The following is a 17,278-nucleotide window of genomic DNA, read 5'->3' on the forward strand; positions in this document are numbered from 1 at the left end:
ATTCACGAAAATAATATTCTTCCTGGTGATCTCTGTAGTAATCGGCTTTGTGGGGAGTTATCTGCTTCAAAAGACAGCTTCATTCATGCTGCGGAATGCAAAACGCACTGTAAACAAGAGTATCATCCGGCTGAACTGGATAGCGGTTGCATTAATGTCGTTCAGCAACGGTTCGAACGATTCCCAGAAAGAACTCGGGATAATTGTACTTGTCCTGTTCAGTGCAGGCGAGATGGCGGTTCTTGAAGTTCCCCTGTGGGCGAGGATCATATGTGCGGCCCTTCTGGGGCTCGGTACGCTCAGCGGGGGATGGAGAATAATGAAAACGCTCGGGGACAGGATATTCAAACTTCATCCCCTGCATTCCTTCGATTCCCAGCTGTCATCCGGAATCTCGGTAGCTCTTTCGACCAGCCTGGGTGCACCGGTCTCGTCGACCCATATCATCTCGACCTCGATTATAGGTGTCGGAGCCGCGGAAAACCCGAAGAAGGTCAAATGGTCGACAGGGCGGGATATCGTGATAGCAATGATAATGACCATCCCGGTTACAATGGTTATTTCAGGTACAATCTACTATTTCATCTCATACCTGACAGGGATCTGATAATATGGCACGAAAATCGAAGGTGACCGAAAAGATAAAAATCCTCGACAATATCTTTCCCCCCGAATATGATTTCAAAGGAATGCTTGAGGAGCAGGCGGTAAGCACACAGAAAGGAGTGGGAACGTTCGTTTTCTGGCTCAAGGATGTCCCGCTGAAAGATCCCCACAATATCGACAAAATCGCCGCCGAAGTCGACGATTTAAGGCACAACCTGGAGCAGAAGATGGTGGAGGCATTCTCGACTCCGTTTGACAGGCAGGACATGTACACCTTATCAAGGCATATGGACTATATCCTGAACCATACGAAAGAGACGGCAAGGGAGATGTATTCCTTCGGTGTTTCGCCTGACGAGGCGATTGTCAAAATCGCCGACCAGATATTCCTGGGGACGGGACTAATGGTAGATGCAGTCAGGGCGATGAACAACGAAGAATCGAAGGTTGAAGAATACATCAGGCTGGCAAGAAGGTCGATGCATGAAATCGATGACACCTACATAGAGAGTATGGCCGAACTCCTCCATACCGAAGATCCCATGAATGCATTGAGGAAGGGAGAGATCTATCATCATTTAAGGGAGATCGAAAGAGCTCTGAGGAGGGCGGTCGATCTTCTTCACAAGGCATTTTTAGGGATGAACTGATCATTCCCAACTCTGATATTTTTTTGATCGACGCGATTATCAAAATCAACATTAATTCCGGTTAAAAACGAAATTCAACTGATACGAAATAATAAATACGAACGACTTTAAAAATACCCCTTACCCATGGACCTTAGAAAAAAGGTAATAGTCCTTTATCTTTGCATTACGCTGATGATAATCTTGTTCATAGGAATCTCCCTCCCGATATCATTAGAAGAAGAAAATATCCATATCACCTCTGAAAAATCGATAGATAATCTAAACCATGTAGATTTTGCACTTACAAATTTTATTGATCATTCAAAATACGACGTATATGCCTTGTCACTCAATGAGAATATAGAGACAGACGATACTTCAGGATTCTCCAATTTTTTGAATAATTCCGATAATTACGGGTATTCCTCAAACAAAACTGAACAGGAGATCATCAAAGTACTGAGGGATTTTCAATACACGCACCCTTATGTCCAGTCCGCCTACCTGGGTTACGAAAACGGGGCATTCATAAGATCACAGCAACTGGGAAATATTACGACCTATGATCCCAGGACGAGACCGTGGTATACTCTTGCAAAAGAGAAACCCGGAGAGGTGGTAATTACACAGCCGTATATGCCGATAACATCATCCGACATAAAAATTGGAATCTCAAAGGCCGTCATCGATCAAAACGGGACAGTATCCGGTGTTGTGGGTACAGATATCACCCTGGTAAACCTGACAAATTATATCTCCGGCATAAAAACAGGCAATGAAGAAGGAGTAATACTGACCGACCGGAACGGGGTTATTCTTGCAAGCGGGAACTCATCTCTCCTTTTTACCAACATTCAAAATATATTGAAGGATCAGACCGATAATTTCCTGAATACGGATGAAGGCATTATTGTTATCGACGATTCATATTTCAGCTATTATACATCCCCGGAGCTTGGATGGAAGATGGGGGAGATAATTCCGTTCAGGGTATTAAACCAGCAGATTTACGAATCATTTATCCAGATCCTGATCTTCGTGGTTTTTGCACTGGTTCTTCTCAGTATAATAACCATTTTTATGATTAATCGCACAGTGATCAGGCCGATTTCAGAACTAACCGAAGTCAGCAGGAAAATTGCCGAGACCAGGGATCTCGACCAGGAGATCAATACGGATATCGGGGATGACGAGATCGCAACACTTGCCCGTTCCCTGAAATTGATGGTAGATACCATCCGCAAAGACGACCTGGAAAGGAAAGAGATGGAAAAGCAGGTCGCAATTTCAATAAAACAGATCGAGGATAACATAAGCAAATTGTCTATATTGAACGACGAGATCAGAAATCCGCTGACAGTTATCCTCGCCTGGGCCGAGATGGTCGAGGACGAGAAGACCAAAGAATTGTTGCTTAAACAGATCTATGAGATCGATTCCAAAATTACCGATCTCGACAGGGGATGGCTGCAGTCTGAGAAGGTCTGGAAGTTCCTGCACCGGTATTACGGTATTCAGTGCGGAGAGGGAACATGCGATGTTGAGAATAACGGCAAGGAACCGGATGAAAATCCGGAATAATTTTTTTTTATTTGTTGGCGGCAAAATCTTTCCCAATCGACAATATAATGAAATTCCGGGAAGAATAAGACTGTTCTAAAGACAAGATATATATACTTTATTACCGTCCCTTAACATTGTGAATCTTAGAACAAAGGTTATAGTCCTGTATGTTATCATTACCCTCCTGATAATTTTGTGCATAGGGGTGATACTGCCAATATCATTGCAGGAGCAGAACCTTAACGCAATCTCTGAGAAATCGATCGAAAAGTCGATGCATGTCGACTTTGCACTCTCCAATTATATAAATGAAGCAAAATATGATGTCCTCGGGTTGTCGCTGAATAATATCGTCAGAACCCCCGACGACTCGGAATTTACCTGTTACCTGATCGGCCGGGACGGATCTTTTCATTTCTCTGATAGCGGAACTGAAAGGGAGATCGTTGACGTCCTGGACGGATTCCAGGTGAGCCATCCCAACGTACAGTCGGTATACATGGGCCGCGAGAACGGGGCGTTCGTCAGGTCCTATGCCTGGGAAAATGCTTCAGACTACGATCCCCGGTCAAGACCCTGGTATATCCTTGCGACCGAAAACCCCGGGGAGGTTGTTATCACTGACCCGTACATCCCGATTACGACACCGTACGTTAAGATCGCGATCGCCAAGGCCCTCGTCGACAATGAAAGCAATGTCTACGGGGTAGTCGGTACGGATCTCAATCTTATGAACCTGACCGGTTATATTACCGGGATTGAAACGGACTATGAAGGTGAAATGATTCTGACCGATCGCAACGGAGTAATCATTGCCAGCAGGAATGAATCAGCCTTGTTTACGAATATCAGCGGCATACTCAATAACCAGACGGGAGCCTTTATGAACTCGGATGAAGGGGTTTTAGTTGTCGACGACGGGTATTTCGTATACTATACGTCTCCCGATCTCGGGTGGAAGATCGGGGAGATCATTCCGTTCAATGTTATCAACAGGCAGATTTACGAATCAATCCTCCAGATCCTGATCTTTGTGATCTTCGCCCTGTTTCTCCTCAGTATAATTACAATGCTTGCCCTGAACCGCACGATTCTCAGGCCACTTTCGGACCTGACCGAGGTCAGCACGAGAATTGCCGAAACCGGGGATCTCGACCAGGAGATTCGCGAGGAGAAGACGGACGGGGAGATAAGAAAACTCGCCTGTTCGTTCAAGGCGATGGTCGAGAAGATCCGCAGCGAGGAAGAGGAGAGAAAGAATATGGAGATCCAGGTGGCCGACTCCATAAAGCAGATCGAAGGGAATATGGGAGATATGGCGATCCTGAACGACGAAATCAGGAATCCGCTGACCGTGATCGTCGCCTGGGCCGAGATGGCTGACAAGGAGATAAGGGACAAGATCCTCGAACAGGTCGCGGTTATCGATAAGATCATAAATTCTCTCGACCGGGGCTGGCTCCAGTCCACGAAGGTCTGGAAATTCCTCAACCGCTACTACGGGATTCACAACAGGACGGATCAGGACAACAAAAAAGAGGAGGAGGGCAAAGAAGAACACAGGTGATCTGATTCGGAAAAACCGGGCCGGTTGCTGTGATTACTTCACGTTCGTGCCGAATGATTCATGAGAAGATCATGATTTCATTGAATCGGCTTTGGCCCGGCGATATTACAGGCATTTCACCCCGGTGGTGCAACAAATAATAAATACACAATTATTAATATAGAGACTTTATCATGGATCTTAAAACAAAGGTCATTTTTTTATACCTCATTATAGCCGTTATTGTTTTGATCCTGGTTGGCGTAGTCCTGCCGTCCTCGCTTGAAAAACAAAATCTCGACACAATATCCGACATATCAGTCAGAGAACTGAAATATATCGATTTTTCACTTACAAACCTGATCAGTGAAGCGAAATACGACATCAATGAGCTTTCGGTGAAAGAGGTCGTACAGACACGTGACGATTCGGATTTTACAAGTTTCCTTAATGCATCGGAAGATACATTCGAGTATTCGATCGGGGAGACGGAACAGGATATCATCGATTTAATGCTGGAATACCAGACTACGCATCCGTATGTGAATTCGGTTTACATGGGAAGGGAGAACGGCACTTTCGTAAGGTCGCAGGAGAGGGCAAGAAACACGGCTTACGACCCGCGTGAAAGACCGTGGTATATTCTGGCAAAAGAGAATCCCGAAGAGGTTATGGTTACCGAACCGTACAGTTCGCTCACGACACCGGATATAAATCTCGGAGTCGTCAAAGCCCTCGTCGATCAGGACGGCGAGGTTTACGGGGTCATCGGAGCGGACATCACCCTGGAAAAACTGAGGGAATATATTAACTCCATAAATACGGTGGAAGAGGGGGACATCATTCTCACCGACAGCAACGGGATAATCCTTGCGTACCGTAACTCATCATACCTTTTTACGGATATAGAAGGGATCCTGCAGAACTATACGCCTGCATTCCTGAACGAGGAGCAGGGGGTAATCTTCCTGGACGGAGACTATTTTGTATATTACACCTCGCCGGAACTTGGATGGAAGATTGGCGAGATATTCCCGGCCGAGTACATCAACCAGAAGATCAACGAATCGATCGTGAAGATCCTCGTATATGTAATAATCACACTGATTTTGCTGAGTGCACTGACCCTGCTGACACTGAATTATACAATAATCAAACCCATCTCCGCTCTTACCGCGGTCAGCAGGAAGATTGCAGAGACTGGTGATCTCGACCAGGAGATCGATGTGAAAGGCACGGGAGAGATCGGATCGCTGGCACGTTCCTTCAAGGCGATGGTTGACAGGATAGAAACGGACGAGATCGAAAGGCTGGAGATGGAGAGGCAGATTGCAAACGCAGTGGTGCAGATAGAGGAGAATATGGGCCAGCTTGCAATTCTGAACGACGAGATCAGGAACCCCCTGACTGTCATCGTGGTTAATGCAGAACTGGCCCCGGAAGAGAACGGGGAGCCGATTCTAAACCAGGCTTATGAGATCGACAGGATTGTCAGGCAGCTTGACAGGGAATGGCTCAGTTCGGAGAAGGTCTGGTCTTTCCTTCGCCGGTATTACGGGATCGATCACAGGAAAAACGATGACGAAGATTCGAAATGAATTTTTTTCCAAGATCAGATCTCTTCTTTAAGATATTTTCAGGATTTTTTTCGTTAACAAATGTGATCCGAAAACCTTGTATGATAAAGTAAAGCTTAAATAGACCTTAAAATAAGCGAAAAACGGGTTTTTTTGCATCCACACAGAAGCCTCAGATTCTACGATCTCCTTGTCATTCGATATGAACATCGTCCTGAAAAAACAGGGCGATGACGTGTCGTTATATCGAGGCAATTTGGGTTTTATTCCCTGTAAAAACGGCATATTCGCGTTGTTTAAATCCGACCTTCAAAACCCCGTTCAAAACGGCAAAATAAGCTCAAATTGAGGAGTTTTTGGAGGAGGATCTCATCAAAAATAAGACCTTAACAGGATATTTGGGATATTATCATTTCCCTTCTTTGTGAAATTCGAGGGCATTCAGTGCGAACCGGGAGTATGCAGCGGCCGGACCTCCTCCCATCTCGATTGCGACATCGATTGTCTCGAAGATCTCCTTTTCGGATGCACCCGCCAGATGAGCCTGCTGGACATGCCATTCGATGCAGGGCTCGCATTTTGTAACGATGGATATCGACAGTGCCATGAGCTCCTTATGTTTCCGGGAAAGAGCTCCGTCCTCGAACGCCTTCTTTTCCAGCTCGGTGAAAGACCCGTAAGTGCTACAGTTCTCCAGGTACCTTGAATGAAGTTCTCTCCTGTCGACTATACTCTGGTTGATCTTTTCCCTGACGAATTTTTCCATACGCTTCCGTCCTGATCAATAGGTTGCTCCGGTTTCAATTATTTTTTTCCGTTGGAGAAAATGCGAAAAAGTCAGGGAGTTAAGAAAGGCCTGACGGAATTCATAGAACTTACTCTCTAAACGTGGTATCTAACGTCGTTCGGGTTTTCAAGGCAACTCAAAAAAATTATGAACCAGAAAGGAAAAGGACTGGAATCATTACTTTAACGTTGAAATGTAGAATGAGAATAGCGATAGCTCTAAAAATATTTATTGTAATCATTGAAATTCTAAAACAATAGTAACTTTTAATCAAATCCCTGTAATTTTATATAATTAGTTAATTCTTCATATTCTTTAAATAGATATTTCAAGAGAATCTTTTCAATAAGTTCCTTATGTAAATTAATCACTTTATATGTAAAAAAAGGAGTCACATTATCAGAAGAACCATTATGGATTATTTCACTTCTGATTCTATAACAATCTTTGAAGAACTTATAACATTCATTTTGGCCTTTAATGTCATCATACAATAAAGATGCGATATTTTTAGAAACTTTTTCTGATAATCCACTCCTTTCATTATTGAGTAATAATATTTCAAATGAAGAAATAATCTTTAAAAATTTCAATTGAATGTTGAAATCAGTAAATGCATCTCCTACCCACATAACAGAATCAATAATTTTTTTATCTAAATTTGTTTTATTTTCTTTATTATAACGAATTATAAGAGCATCAAATATTTTATCATTGAATAAATCTTGCATATTGGCTGTTCCAGATTTAATATTGATTTTTTCAGAATAAGAGGAATAATTCAGATTAGAAATATTTACATAAAATCCTCTTTTAGATTCTTCTTTTTTATTAGAGACAGGTTTTAGATAACCAAAATAACGGATAATTTTCGCTATTTCATCAAAAAATAAATCTGCTTCTTCAATCGAAGCCGATGAAGTAAAATTCCGATTTTGTATTTCAAAGATAGGAATATCTTTATAAAAAATTCCTTTTTCTATATCTCTTCCTATACCCTTGATTATAAATTCTCGATCTTCTTCTTTTAGCTTATTAATATTTTCAGATTTCTCCATTAAATCATATATTGAGGGGTAAATAAAGCAATTTCCAATTTTTATTATATCTGATGTCTCAATATTATAAATATGTAAAATATTTAAATAACTTTTTAACTTTAATAAATTACTAATATCCTTAACTAATTGCTCTTCATTCTTATAATCCCCATATGCATATTTTCTAGCAATTTCACTTAATTCCCCCGAAATTCCATTTCGTTGTAATTTAGAGAGAGTTCCTTTTCTTTCTTTTACAATTTTTTCATTTATCAGACTAATTTTTGAATGAAATGTTTCATTTCCATACAAACAAAATCCACCAATGAAAAATCGAGATATATAATCTCGATTATATTCACTACTTTTTGGTACAACAATTAATTCTTTTGCAGCTTCTTTTATCCCTTCTTTTACAGTTTCTTTTAATTTAATATTGAACCCTTCTTGTATGTCAGTGAATAAATTCTTCATCACAATTGATTATTAATATGCTTATGCAAACAGAACTCTAAATTGGTTAAATTAATACTTTAATTAAAATCAAAAAAATAACTGCATAACGCCAGTATTGAAGTTTTTAAAGGAAATAATAATCCTGATTATTTCAATGAATTTATTGCAGTATCGATACTTTTAATCGCACAGTCTAATTCATAATAACTTTTACCTGCGTTCTGTTTATTTTCAAAATAGTCTTTTGCATTTTTGATATGATCATATACTTTACTGATTTTTTCTTCTGCATTACTATCGAAATATGACAATTTATCATAGTTCATATCGTAAAATCGAAATAAATCATCAAAATAATTTCTATTAAATGCTCTATCAAAATTTGACATTCGCTGATGACCCTTTTCTTTTTCTATATCTCGCATTAATTCATCGATTTTTTTTGGTAATGAGTTAAGATCGCTAATAAAGAGATTTTGGTATCTCTTTTTTATTTTATTGTTTATTGAATTATCATAAAGGAATTTTAAAGCAAAACCAACTACAACTCCAAAAAGAGTAAATAATCCTGTAATTATTGCACTAAAATCAGTAATTTGCATTTTATCCCTGTATTACCTTATACTTCACAATTGGATTTAACTTTTAATGTAATCTTTTTACAAAAAACCAAAATATTTTCCAAACAAAATAAGCTTAAAAATCACTTAAAATCAAAAAAGAACATCTTCATGTCCCAAAAAGAAGCCGCTGGGGGGACTTGAACCCCCGACCTGCTGATTACGAATCAGCCGCTATACCGCTAAGCCACAGCGGCGAACCTTCCTCGAAGTTTCCTTAATGTATTGCGTCTTTAAAATTATAAGTTTGGTGTATTGATCCGGGAGACTTACGAATAGCCGTGGATCGTTACGTTGTTCTGGGCCTCGTCCTTCGAGTCCGCATGGGCGGAGATCTCGCCGAACTTTGCCTCGTAATCCACGATCGTCTTCGAAAGGACCTGCGAGAAGTTCTTCGCATGCTTCGGGCTGATCGATACGACGGACTTCGCACGCGCCTGGTTCGTTCCCGGGATCTCGTGAAGGAAGACGAACGTGAACTCGTCGTCCTTGTATGCCACCTGGATCCTGTTCGAGTAGACCGGATCGAGATCAGGCGGAAGATTGACTGTAATTTCGCGCTTTTCCATAGATATTATTAGACCTCACCGACAATAAGAATTATCGGGGAAGATTAAATGCAGAGGGGGAATGCATGGATTTCGTAACTATATCGGGGATTGTCTCGTGCAATTTCTGCCCGGTAAGATACTATCTTGAAAAGAGCCGCGAGTACGGATCCGAGAAGCCGGAATATACAATGTCGAAGCAAATCTCGTACAGGCTCGGGAGGGAGTTGTGCGAATACGAGATCTGGGACGAGATCCTGCTTGTCAACCCGGATGTCGGTGAAGATAGCTATCCGCAATTCCTGGAATGGTTAGATAAATGCAGGAATTCGGAATGGCCTATCCCCTCCGAAACCGATCTTTCAGTAAGATCGAACAGACTCGGGATTATAGGAAAGATCGACTTCCTCTATGAAGAAGACCCGAAGATCGGGATCGTCAGGGCGTCACCAGCCCCGGAGACAGGGATCTACAAATCCGACAGGATACGTTCGGCGATGGCTGCGATCTGCGCAGGAGAGACATTCGGGTATGATATCGAAGATGTCGCTCTGCTCTATGTCCCGGACGGAAAGATGAAGATCTGTCACCCCTCGCCTTCCGACAGGAGAGCAGGACTTCGGGCGTTGTCGGTTGCAAAAAAGATAGACCGTGGATACATCCCGGAGAAGAAAAACACCGGCAGGTGCGATTACTGCTACCTGAAGGACTACTGCGATTCCGAACCCAAAAAGCTCTCGGACCTCTTGTAATTTTTAAAGACACAAAAAATTGTTTCAAAAGAAACCGGGATTGTCAAAGGACTGCAGATCCCCGAATAATTATAATATAAAATACTGCCACACCGCGAACAGGAACTCAAACCCGATCAGCAGTATGACAATCCATTCCAGGAAATAGGAATGCTGGATTCTCACTTCGTCGGAAAGCATCGAGTAGTTCTCCCTCAGGACATCGATCTTTCTCGTGACACTCCCGCTCCACTGGCCGATCCTGAACTCCTTTAATGCAGTCTCGTACACCCTTGCGTAATAGACATCCTCGGTGACCTTAATGAGGTTGTTCACTCTCTCGATAATCTCGTCGAGGTCCGCGTAAATCTCCATCGTGGCGACCATGATCCCGTGGTACCTGTACATTCTCCGGAACCACGACATCCTGTCGGCATCCTCGATGTCGTCGTACATATTTTCAATCCGGTTCGTAAGTTCGCGATCGTAATACCTGAACTCGAACACCTGAACATTTGCATATTCTATGAGATCGATGATATCGTCCAGGGATTCGGGCGAGACTATCAGTGCACCGTCCCAGGATATGATCACCTTGTCGTTGCGGCTGTAGCTTAGAACATTCCTTAAAGTCTCCTCCCTGAACTGATCCGAGAAGTCCGTTCCGTCGCACAGGAAGAGAGATACCGGATCGGGAGCATCAGCCTCTTTTTCGACCGTATAGATCGTATAATCCTCGTAGAAATCATCCTCTATCACAAAGTCACGGATATATATCGAGAAGATCTCGTCGAGGGTTTTTAGCGTAGTGTAGAAATGATCGGACAGACAATCCTTGTCGCCGAACGACAATGCGGTTTCATAAAGTACGGCAGGACTGCTCTCCCCGAGATCGCAGATGATACAGATACTGATTACACCGATATCGAGAATCTTTACCGACATCGACATCTCATATGTTTTCCCGCCCGCCTCAACCGTAATCTGCCCCATATTAAGCACGAGCGGAGGTGTATCCATGACAATAGACTTCGGGTGAATCCTCCTGAAACGGGCCCTCGACGTAATATACTTCTCTGCAAAGGCCTCTTCAAGTTCATCGAGATTTACCGCCATCCCGGCATCGTATATCCTGTAAAACCGGATAGTTGTCATGTTAATCAATCCACCTGGATAATATCTCCATATGAGGATGCAAACGATATAAACTCTCGCGGGCGGTTAAAAGCGGGAACACCGATTCCTTAGATAAACAGGAATTTCCCCCACTAAAACCGTGCGAAATCCGTAACATCGAAATACGCGCCGCCGGGATGCAGGCAGACCGCACCCGTCCCGGAACCCTGTCTCCTGTAGTCTTTGAATCGATTCGTTCCGCACCGGAAATGCAGCCTTCAAAACCTATAACTAATCAGAAAATAAACCAGAATCTGCAGGAAATGGATGATTCAGTAATTCACGCAATAAGCATCCTGAGCGACAACTCAAAAGGCGTATTACGGGATGTTTCAGATATAATGGCTTCAAACGAAGCAAATATCGTCATGGCCCAGGCTTCCGTCCTCCAGGGCGGCCCGAGCATGGGAAGATCTTTTCTCTACTTCGAATACGAAGAGATAAACGAAACGGGAAAACTACTTGAGGAACTGAGAAATCTCCCGTGCGTCCATGAGGTGAGGACTTATCAGCCGTTATCCAGAATATACGGAAAAAGAATCATAATACTCGGCGGCGGAGCACAGGTCGCACAGGTCGCGATGGGTGCAGTCAACGAGGCGGACCGCCACAATATCAGGGGAGAGAGGATCTCCGTAGACACGATCCCCCTCGTAGGCGAGATTACCCTTGCCGATTCCATCGATGCCGTGTGCAGACTCCCGAGAGTCTCCGTTCTCGTCCTTGCAGGCTCCCTTATGGGCGGTGAAGTCTCCCGTGCTGTAGAACGTGTAAAAGAGTTCGGAATACCGGTAATCTCACTCAATATGGCAGGAAGCGTGCCGCAGCATGCGGATCTCGTCGTGACCGACCCGATACAGGCAGGAGTATTCGCGGTTATGCAGGCAAGCGATCTCGCCGTCTTTGATATAGACAGGGTAAGGGGGCGTGTATTCTGAGGCTTAAAATAGATGAAGCGGTACGGGTTCTCAGGAGAGACGGGATAATCGTATATCCCACGGAGACGGTTTACGGGCTCGGGTGCGACGCCCTTTCGGATGAAGCCATCAGCCGCCTCTATGAGGCTAAATGCCGCCCGCTCTCAAAACCAGTCTCGATCGCAGTATCCGATATGGAGATGCTCCATGCAGTGGCAATAATCGACGATGCGGAAGAAGAGTTCATAAAACGATTCCTTCCCGGCCCTGTCACTGTTATAGTCCGTGCGAAAAAATGCATTCCCCCCGTCCTCACCGGAGGGACCGGCCTCATCGGAATCAGGATGCCGGACAACGATATCGCAATAGAAATCATAGAAAAATTCGGATCGCCCATTACATCCACGAGTGCGAATCTGTCGGGAGACGTCAGTCCCGTCACTGTAAGCCAGGTGAATGTAATATACGATCATATCATCGACTCCGGAACACTTCCCGGAAACCCGAGCACGGTCGTAGACCTCGTAAACAGGAAGATAATACGTGTCGGAGCCCAGATCGAGGAAGTGGCCTCTTTTATCGCTGAAATGGATTGATTTTTTATGAAACAGATCAGACTGAGAGATTTTATCGAAGACAGGGATGGCTGCATCTACGCCGTTTCGGCCTACGATAACGACGAAGCCGTAGGCTGCATCCTGAGATACGTACCCGACGAAAACGGCAGCAGGCAGTCTCCCGACGGAACCAGGTATACGAAATACGATTTCGAGGAGGCCTTCGATTATATCAGGAAGAACAAACCCGAATATCTCGATACAGTTCATCGCGTCCCGCTCGGGGATATAAAAACGGTTCATAAACCCGAAGAGAAGATCGGAGATCTCTGCCAAAGAGACAAGAGAGTCAACAAACTCGTCTCCCTCTTCGATGTTCCGCCCGGAAATGCAGGATGCACCGGCTCTCTCCTTGTCGGACTTGAAAACGAGGCATCCGATATCGACATGGTCGTGTACGGGGACCACTGGTTTACCGCACAAAAAAACCTCATGAATGCCGTCGAAAGAGGCGGGATGAAACCGCTGTCCGAGGAACTCTGGAAGAAGGTCTACAACAAGCGGGTTCCCGAGATCGATTATGAAACCTTCGTCCTGCATGAAAAGAGGAAATGGAACAGGGGAGAGATCGACGGCACATACTTCGATCTTCTCTACACGAGAAATTACGGCGATCTTAACAGGGTCAATATTTCCAAAGGCAAGGTCCTCGGGAAGAAGACGATCGAAGCCGAAGTAACAGATTCATCCCTGATCTTCGACAGTCCGGCGATCTATTCGGTCGATCACGAAGAGATCTCGAAAGTCCTTTCGTTCACTCATACATACAGCGGGCAGGCGGTTTCCGGCGAGACCATCGAGGCGTGCGGATATGTCGAGGATCACGGAGATGAAAAGTGGCTCGTGATAGGATCGACACGCGAGGCAAAGGGCGAGTATATCATATCAAAGACCCTTATCGAAAATTCAGAATAGATATTAGAATTTATAATATTCTCAATACTTTTTCCCGAAAAGGATTATTCCGGATTATTTCCCGTCAATGAAACGACCTTCGCCTTTACCTCTTCCGCGTGGCCTTTGACCTTCACCTTCGGCCAGACCTCTACGATTACACCCTCGGGATTTATCAGGTAGGTCGTCCTTTCTACACCGAAGTATTCCCTCCCGTAAAGTTTCTTCTTCTGCCAGACACCGTATTTTTCCAGGACAACATGAGTTTCGTCGGACAGCAGAATGAGATCGAGGGAGTGTTTCTTAACGAATTTTTCATGGCTCTCGCACGAATCAGGGCTGATCCCGATTACAATCGTATTCATCCCCCTGAAATCGTTCATCCCGGCTGAAAATGTCTGTGCCTCAAGCGTGCAGCCTGTTGTGTTGTCCTTCGGGTAAAAGTAAAGAACGACCCATCTCCCCTTGAATGCTTCGATACATACCTCCGAATGCCAGGAATCAGGGAGGCAGAACGGCGGTGCGGTCTCTCCTACAGCTATCAGATCCATAATATTCACAGCAGATAGTGAGCAGACGGGAATAAATAACTATTTATCATCTGCACTGCCTGTAAGCCTTCGGATTTATAAACCGACAACATACACTTATACTTAGGGAGATTGAGATGCCGGTAATAAGAACTGAAAAGATCGCAAAGGAATATGGAGATTTAAAGGCCGTCGACGAGGTCAGCCTGGAAGTCGAAAAGGGCAGTCTTTTCGGGCTCCTGGGGCCGAACGGCTCGGGGAAGACTACTATGATCAGGATGCTCACCGGCCAGATCAAACCTTCATCGGGTTCTGCCGAGGTTCTCGGAACCGACCCGGCAAAGGAAGGCATAAAGGTCAGGGAGCTCGTCGGAATTATTCCCGAACAGGAAACCCCGCCGAGTTTTCTCACTGCCGGCGAATACCTGTCGTTTGTAGCAAAGATCAGAAAGATCGAAGGAAAGGAACTTGAAGAAAAATCGGACTGGTGGTTCGACTATCTCGACTTCGCAGATAAAAAAGATGTCCTCTGCAAAGACCTGTCACGCGGAACAAGACAGAAGCTGATGTTTGCACAGGCTTTCCTTCACGAGCCCGAAGTCGCACTGATCGATGAACCGCTGATAAACCTCGACCCGGTTATGCAGAGGAAAGTGAAAGAGTTCCTGAAAGATTATGCCGCTTCGGGCAACACGATCTTCCTCTCAACCCATATACTTGAGATCGCAGAGGAGATCTGCACCGAATTTGCGATCCTTCACAAGGGCAGGCTCCTCCACATCGGAAAAACGGACGAACTGAAGGAAAAAGGCGTTCATCTCGACGATTTCTTCATGGAACTCGTGGAGCGGAGCTGAAAGGATGCTCACACTGTTTGCAAACATGTTCAGGGAGGAGTGGCGTATGCACTCCACGCTCTTCGGCAGCCTCAATTTCGCCCTCTTCCCCGTCCTGATATTTGCCATCGCGTTCATGGGCACGTTCATCCTCCCCCTTATATCGAATGTGATGGACGTCATGCTCCTGAGCATCACAGTCCATGCACAGTTCGTTCTCCTCGGGATAATGGTCGGATCTTTCGGAATCATGGGAAAGGAAGTGATGAACCGGCGATTCGGACAGGGAAGCCTGATCGCATATTCTGCACGGAGCCTGCCGGTCTCGGAACGGATTGTGTTTCTCAACTTCGTCGTGAAGGACATCGTTTATTACTTCATTCTCTGGATTCTTCCTTTCGGGCTGGGATTTCTGGCGGCTTCCCCATTCAACGGAATCGGAATTCAATATCCCCTGCTGCTTTTGCTTACGATGTCAATAGGGTTCCTTTTTGGATTATGCACGATCTTCCTGCTTTCCGCAATCTATTCGAGGAGCAAACCGGCGCTGTTTGCAGTCCTGGCAGCGATCATCGTAGCATTCCTGGCGGCAGGAACAATGTATTCACCCGAAACGATCTTATCAGCCCTTATTCTCCCCGTTCTTCTCTTCAACTCGTTTACAATTTCCGGGCTTGTGTTCACTATCTGCATAATTGCTATCCTCTTCGCACTCTCCATAGCATTCTTTACCCCTGCAGACACCGGTTCTGAAAAGCACTATAGGAATATGCTGGATTCGTTCTCTCAAAGACTTGGATTTTTAAAAGAAAACACCCTTGTCGCAAAGGATTTCATCGACCTCTACAGGAGCGGAATCGGAGTCGGCCAGATCATCTTTTCCTTTATTCTTCCGCTGGGACTGATCTGGCTGATATTGTCATTTTTAACCGGTTTCATTACGCAGGACAATATCCTGTTTACGATCGCGGTAGTAACGGGCATCATCGCGTCGACGATGTATACATGGCTCACCGAATTCGATTCGATCTCCGTATATTATTTTCTTCCCCTGAATATTTCATCGGTTATAAGGGCGAAGGTCGGGACATTTACGGTCCTGCAGGCGGTCCCGGTCATATTTTTAGTTGCTGTAGGGCTTTTATCCGGCGATCCCGGAAGCATTCCCAATGCAGTCGTTCTCTGCCTCTCGATATCTTTCTTCGAACTGGCTCTTATGATCAGGATGTGCGGGCTTCAGCCGGGAACGATGATCTACAATGTAAAGGTATTTTTAACATACATACTCGTAACCGGCCCGGTGATTCTCGTTCTCCTCGGGCTGACATTTGTCAGTACGTACCTGGCGTATTTTTCAGTAATCCTCTTTATACCGGCGTGGCTCCTTATTAAAAGCGGTTTTAAGAAATGGGACAGTGCCGATTATGCGGGATTTTAGAACAAATAAGCCCTGAAAAAAAGTAGTTTTTGAATATCCATACACTAAAATTTTAACTGTTTGAAATAGTGAACAATGGTACCTGAATATCTCCGGAAGTAATTACCTTCCCCGAGTTCTTATCGATGATATCGTACGTCAGAACGTCGCCTGCATCGACCCAGAACTGGTAGACTGCGTCATTGTTCATCCAGCAGATTGAATTTGTACTACCAAGTTGTGTTACGAAATCGGTATGCATCACAAACTTGTCGCCGGGATTCACCACGGTTCCGTGATCAGGAAATGTCTCAAGATAAGTGGCCCAGTTTTCTGAAAATCCGGCGATACTGCTTTTATCACCGACGGATCCGATGTAGCTGTTGCCGCCTTCATAAGGCGTATATGAATTCGACACGAGAGACTTCTCGTCGCTCTTCGACATGGAACTCAGCTGCATCTCGATGTTGTTCAGGTTGATTGAATCGCCGCCCTTGTGCTCGAAGACCACATAGACGTCAGTCATCTTTCCGCTGACGGCCGTCGGCCTGGCTACACCCTGTCCATAACGGTCACTTGAATCTCCATTTCCATCATATGCACCATCAAACACTATCTCTGTGGCAATGATCGATGCCTGAGGAGCTGCAGAAGTATCGCCGGCAACTCCAGACGCGAATGCCGAAACAACAGCGGCAAGGATGATTGTAACGACAAGCATCATCATAACACCCACAACAGGCGAGACTGCACTCTCATTTAATTGTTTTATGTACTTCATTTCA

Annotated in this window: 18 protein-coding genes and 1 tRNA gene; 11 read left to right on the forward strand and 8 right to left on the reverse strand. The window is 44.7% G+C overall.

The window, feature by feature from the left end; all coding sequences use genetic code 11:
- From METPAY_RS15580 to METPAY_RS13045, 5 genes are all read left to right on the forward strand, one after another.
- Window positions 1–607 (forward strand): inorganic phosphate transporter (locus METPAY_RS15580; RefSeq protein ID WP_048153127.1); only part of this gene is annotated, 607 nt, incomplete at its 5' end.
- 4 nt (window positions 608–611) lie between these two features.
- Window positions 612–1,256, forward strand: coding sequence for a DUF47 domain-containing protein (locus tag METPAY_RS13030; RefSeq protein WP_048153003.1), 645 nt, complete (start codon window positions 612–614; stop codon window positions 1,254–1,256).
- Window positions 1,257–1,430: 174 nt separating this feature from the next.
- Complete coding sequence (locus METPAY_RS13035) at window positions 1,431–2,819, forward strand: hybrid sensor histidine kinase/response regulator (protein ID WP_052418835.1); 1,389 nt, start codon at window positions 1,431–1,433, stop codon at window positions 2,817–2,819.
- A 118-nt stretch (window positions 2,820–2,937) separates the two neighbouring features.
- Window positions 2,938–4,368: a cache domain-containing protein gene (locus tag METPAY_RS13040; protein WP_084600899.1), complete on the forward strand. Its 1,431-nt coding sequence runs from the start codon at window positions 2,938–2,940 to the stop codon at window positions 4,366–4,368.
- 173 nt (window positions 4,369–4,541) lie between these two features.
- Window positions 4,542–5,945 (forward strand): cache domain-containing protein, encoded by a 1,404-nt coding sequence (locus tag METPAY_RS13045; RefSeq protein WP_052418837.1) that lies wholly within the window; start codon window positions 4,542–4,544, stop codon window positions 5,943–5,945.
- Window positions 5,946–6,333: 388 nt separating this feature from the next.
- Here the strand turns inward: METPAY_RS13045 and METPAY_RS13050 are convergent, their stop codons facing one another.
- From METPAY_RS13050 to METPAY_RS13070, 5 genes are all read right to left on the reverse strand, one after another.
- On the reverse strand, window positions 6,334–6,690 hold the full coding sequence (locus METPAY_RS13050; protein WP_048153004.1) for a carboxymuconolactone decarboxylase family protein: 357 nt from the start codon (window positions 6,688–6,690) through the stop codon (window positions 6,334–6,336).
- A 287-nt stretch (window positions 6,691–6,977) separates the two neighbouring features.
- Window positions 6,978–8,225: a HEPN domain-containing protein gene (locus tag METPAY_RS13055; RefSeq protein WP_048153005.1), complete on the reverse strand. Its 1,248-nt coding sequence runs from the start codon at window positions 8,223–8,225 to the stop codon at window positions 6,978–6,980.
- A 128-nt stretch (window positions 8,226–8,353) separates the two neighbouring features.
- Entirely contained in the window at window positions 8,354–8,809 is a 456-nt protein-coding gene (locus METPAY_RS13060; RefSeq protein ID WP_048153006.1) for a hypothetical protein, read from the reverse strand.
- A 143-nt stretch (window positions 8,810–8,952) separates the two neighbouring features.
- Window positions 8,953–9,024: transfer RNA gene (locus METPAY_RS13065), tRNA-Thr, on the reverse strand.
- 72 nt (window positions 9,025–9,096) lie between these two features.
- On the reverse strand, window positions 9,097–9,396 hold the full coding sequence (locus METPAY_RS13070) for a DUF3467 domain-containing protein (RefSeq protein ID WP_013329899.1): 300 nt from the start codon (window positions 9,394–9,396) through the stop codon (window positions 9,097–9,099).
- Between the two features lie 65 nt (window positions 9,397–9,461).
- On the opposite strand from METPAY_RS13070, the gene METPAY_RS13075 reads away from it, so the two are divergent.
- Complete coding sequence (locus METPAY_RS13075) at window positions 9,462–10,127, forward strand: CRISPR-associated protein Cas4 (protein WP_048153007.1); 666 nt, start codon at window positions 9,462–9,464, stop codon at window positions 10,125–10,127.
- Window positions 10,128–10,196: 69 nt separating this feature from the next.
- On the opposite strand, the gene METPAY_RS13080 is transcribed toward METPAY_RS13075, so the two are convergent.
- On the reverse strand, window positions 10,197–11,261 hold the full coding sequence (locus METPAY_RS13080; protein ID WP_048153008.1) for an RMD1 family protein: 1,065 nt from the start codon (window positions 11,259–11,261) through the stop codon (window positions 10,197–10,199).
- A 284-nt stretch (window positions 11,262–11,545) separates the two neighbouring features.
- On the opposite strand from METPAY_RS13080, the gene METPAY_RS13085 reads away from it, so the two are divergent.
- From METPAY_RS13085 to METPAY_RS13095, 3 genes are read left to right on the forward strand one after another with little or no spacing between them, the layout of a single operon-like run.
- A complete protein-coding gene (locus METPAY_RS13085) occupies window positions 11,546–12,220 on the forward strand; it encodes a DUF5612 domain-containing protein (protein ID WP_048153110.1) in 675 nt (224 codons plus the stop codon).
- Window positions 12,221–12,228: 8 nt separating this feature from the next.
- Window positions 12,229–12,795 (forward strand): L-threonylcarbamoyladenylate synthase, encoded by a 567-nt coding sequence (locus tag METPAY_RS13090; protein WP_306413942.1) that lies wholly within the window; start codon window positions 12,229–12,231, stop codon window positions 12,793–12,795.
- Between the two features lie 6 nt (window positions 12,796–12,801).
- Window positions 12,802–13,731: a DNA polymerase subunit beta gene (locus tag METPAY_RS13095; protein WP_048153010.1), complete on the forward strand. Its 930-nt coding sequence runs from the start codon at window positions 12,802–12,804 to the stop codon at window positions 13,729–13,731.
- A gap of 44 nt (window positions 13,732–13,775) precedes the next feature.
- On the opposite strand, the gene METPAY_RS13100 is transcribed toward METPAY_RS13095, so the two are convergent.
- Window positions 13,776–14,261 carry a peroxiredoxin gene (locus METPAY_RS13100; protein ID WP_048153011.1) on the reverse strand — a complete coding sequence of 162 codons (486 nt, stop codon included), beginning with the start codon at window positions 14,259–14,261 and terminating at the stop codon, window positions 13,776–13,778.
- Window positions 14,262–14,377: 116 nt separating this feature from the next.
- Here METPAY_RS13100 and METPAY_RS13105 point away from each other — a divergent pair, with 116 nt between their 5' ends.
- Both METPAY_RS13105 and METPAY_RS13110 read left to right on the forward strand, forming a co-directional pair.
- Window positions 14,378–15,097, forward strand: coding sequence for an ABC transporter ATP-binding protein (locus tag METPAY_RS13105; RefSeq protein WP_048153012.1), 720 nt, complete (start codon window positions 14,378–14,380; stop codon window positions 15,095–15,097).
- Between the two features lie 4 nt (window positions 15,098–15,101).
- Window positions 15,102–16,514, forward strand: coding sequence for a hypothetical protein (locus METPAY_RS13110; RefSeq protein ID WP_048153013.1), 1,413 nt, complete (start codon window positions 15,102–15,104; stop codon window positions 16,512–16,514).
- 52 nt (window positions 16,515–16,566) lie between these two features.
- Here the strand turns inward: METPAY_RS13110 and METPAY_RS14480 are convergent, their stop codons facing one another.
- Window positions 16,567–17,274, reverse strand: coding sequence for a type IV pilin N-terminal domain-containing protein (locus tag METPAY_RS14480; protein WP_052418838.1), 708 nt, complete (start codon window positions 17,272–17,274; stop codon window positions 16,567–16,569).
- Window positions 17,275–17,278: the final 4 nt, after the last annotated feature.

Origin of the sequence: Methanolacinia paynteri, from assembly GCF_000784355.1 — an archaeon.
GTDB lineage: Archaea > Halobacteriota > Methanomicrobia > Methanomicrobiales > Methanomicrobiaceae > Methanolacinia > Methanolacinia paynteri.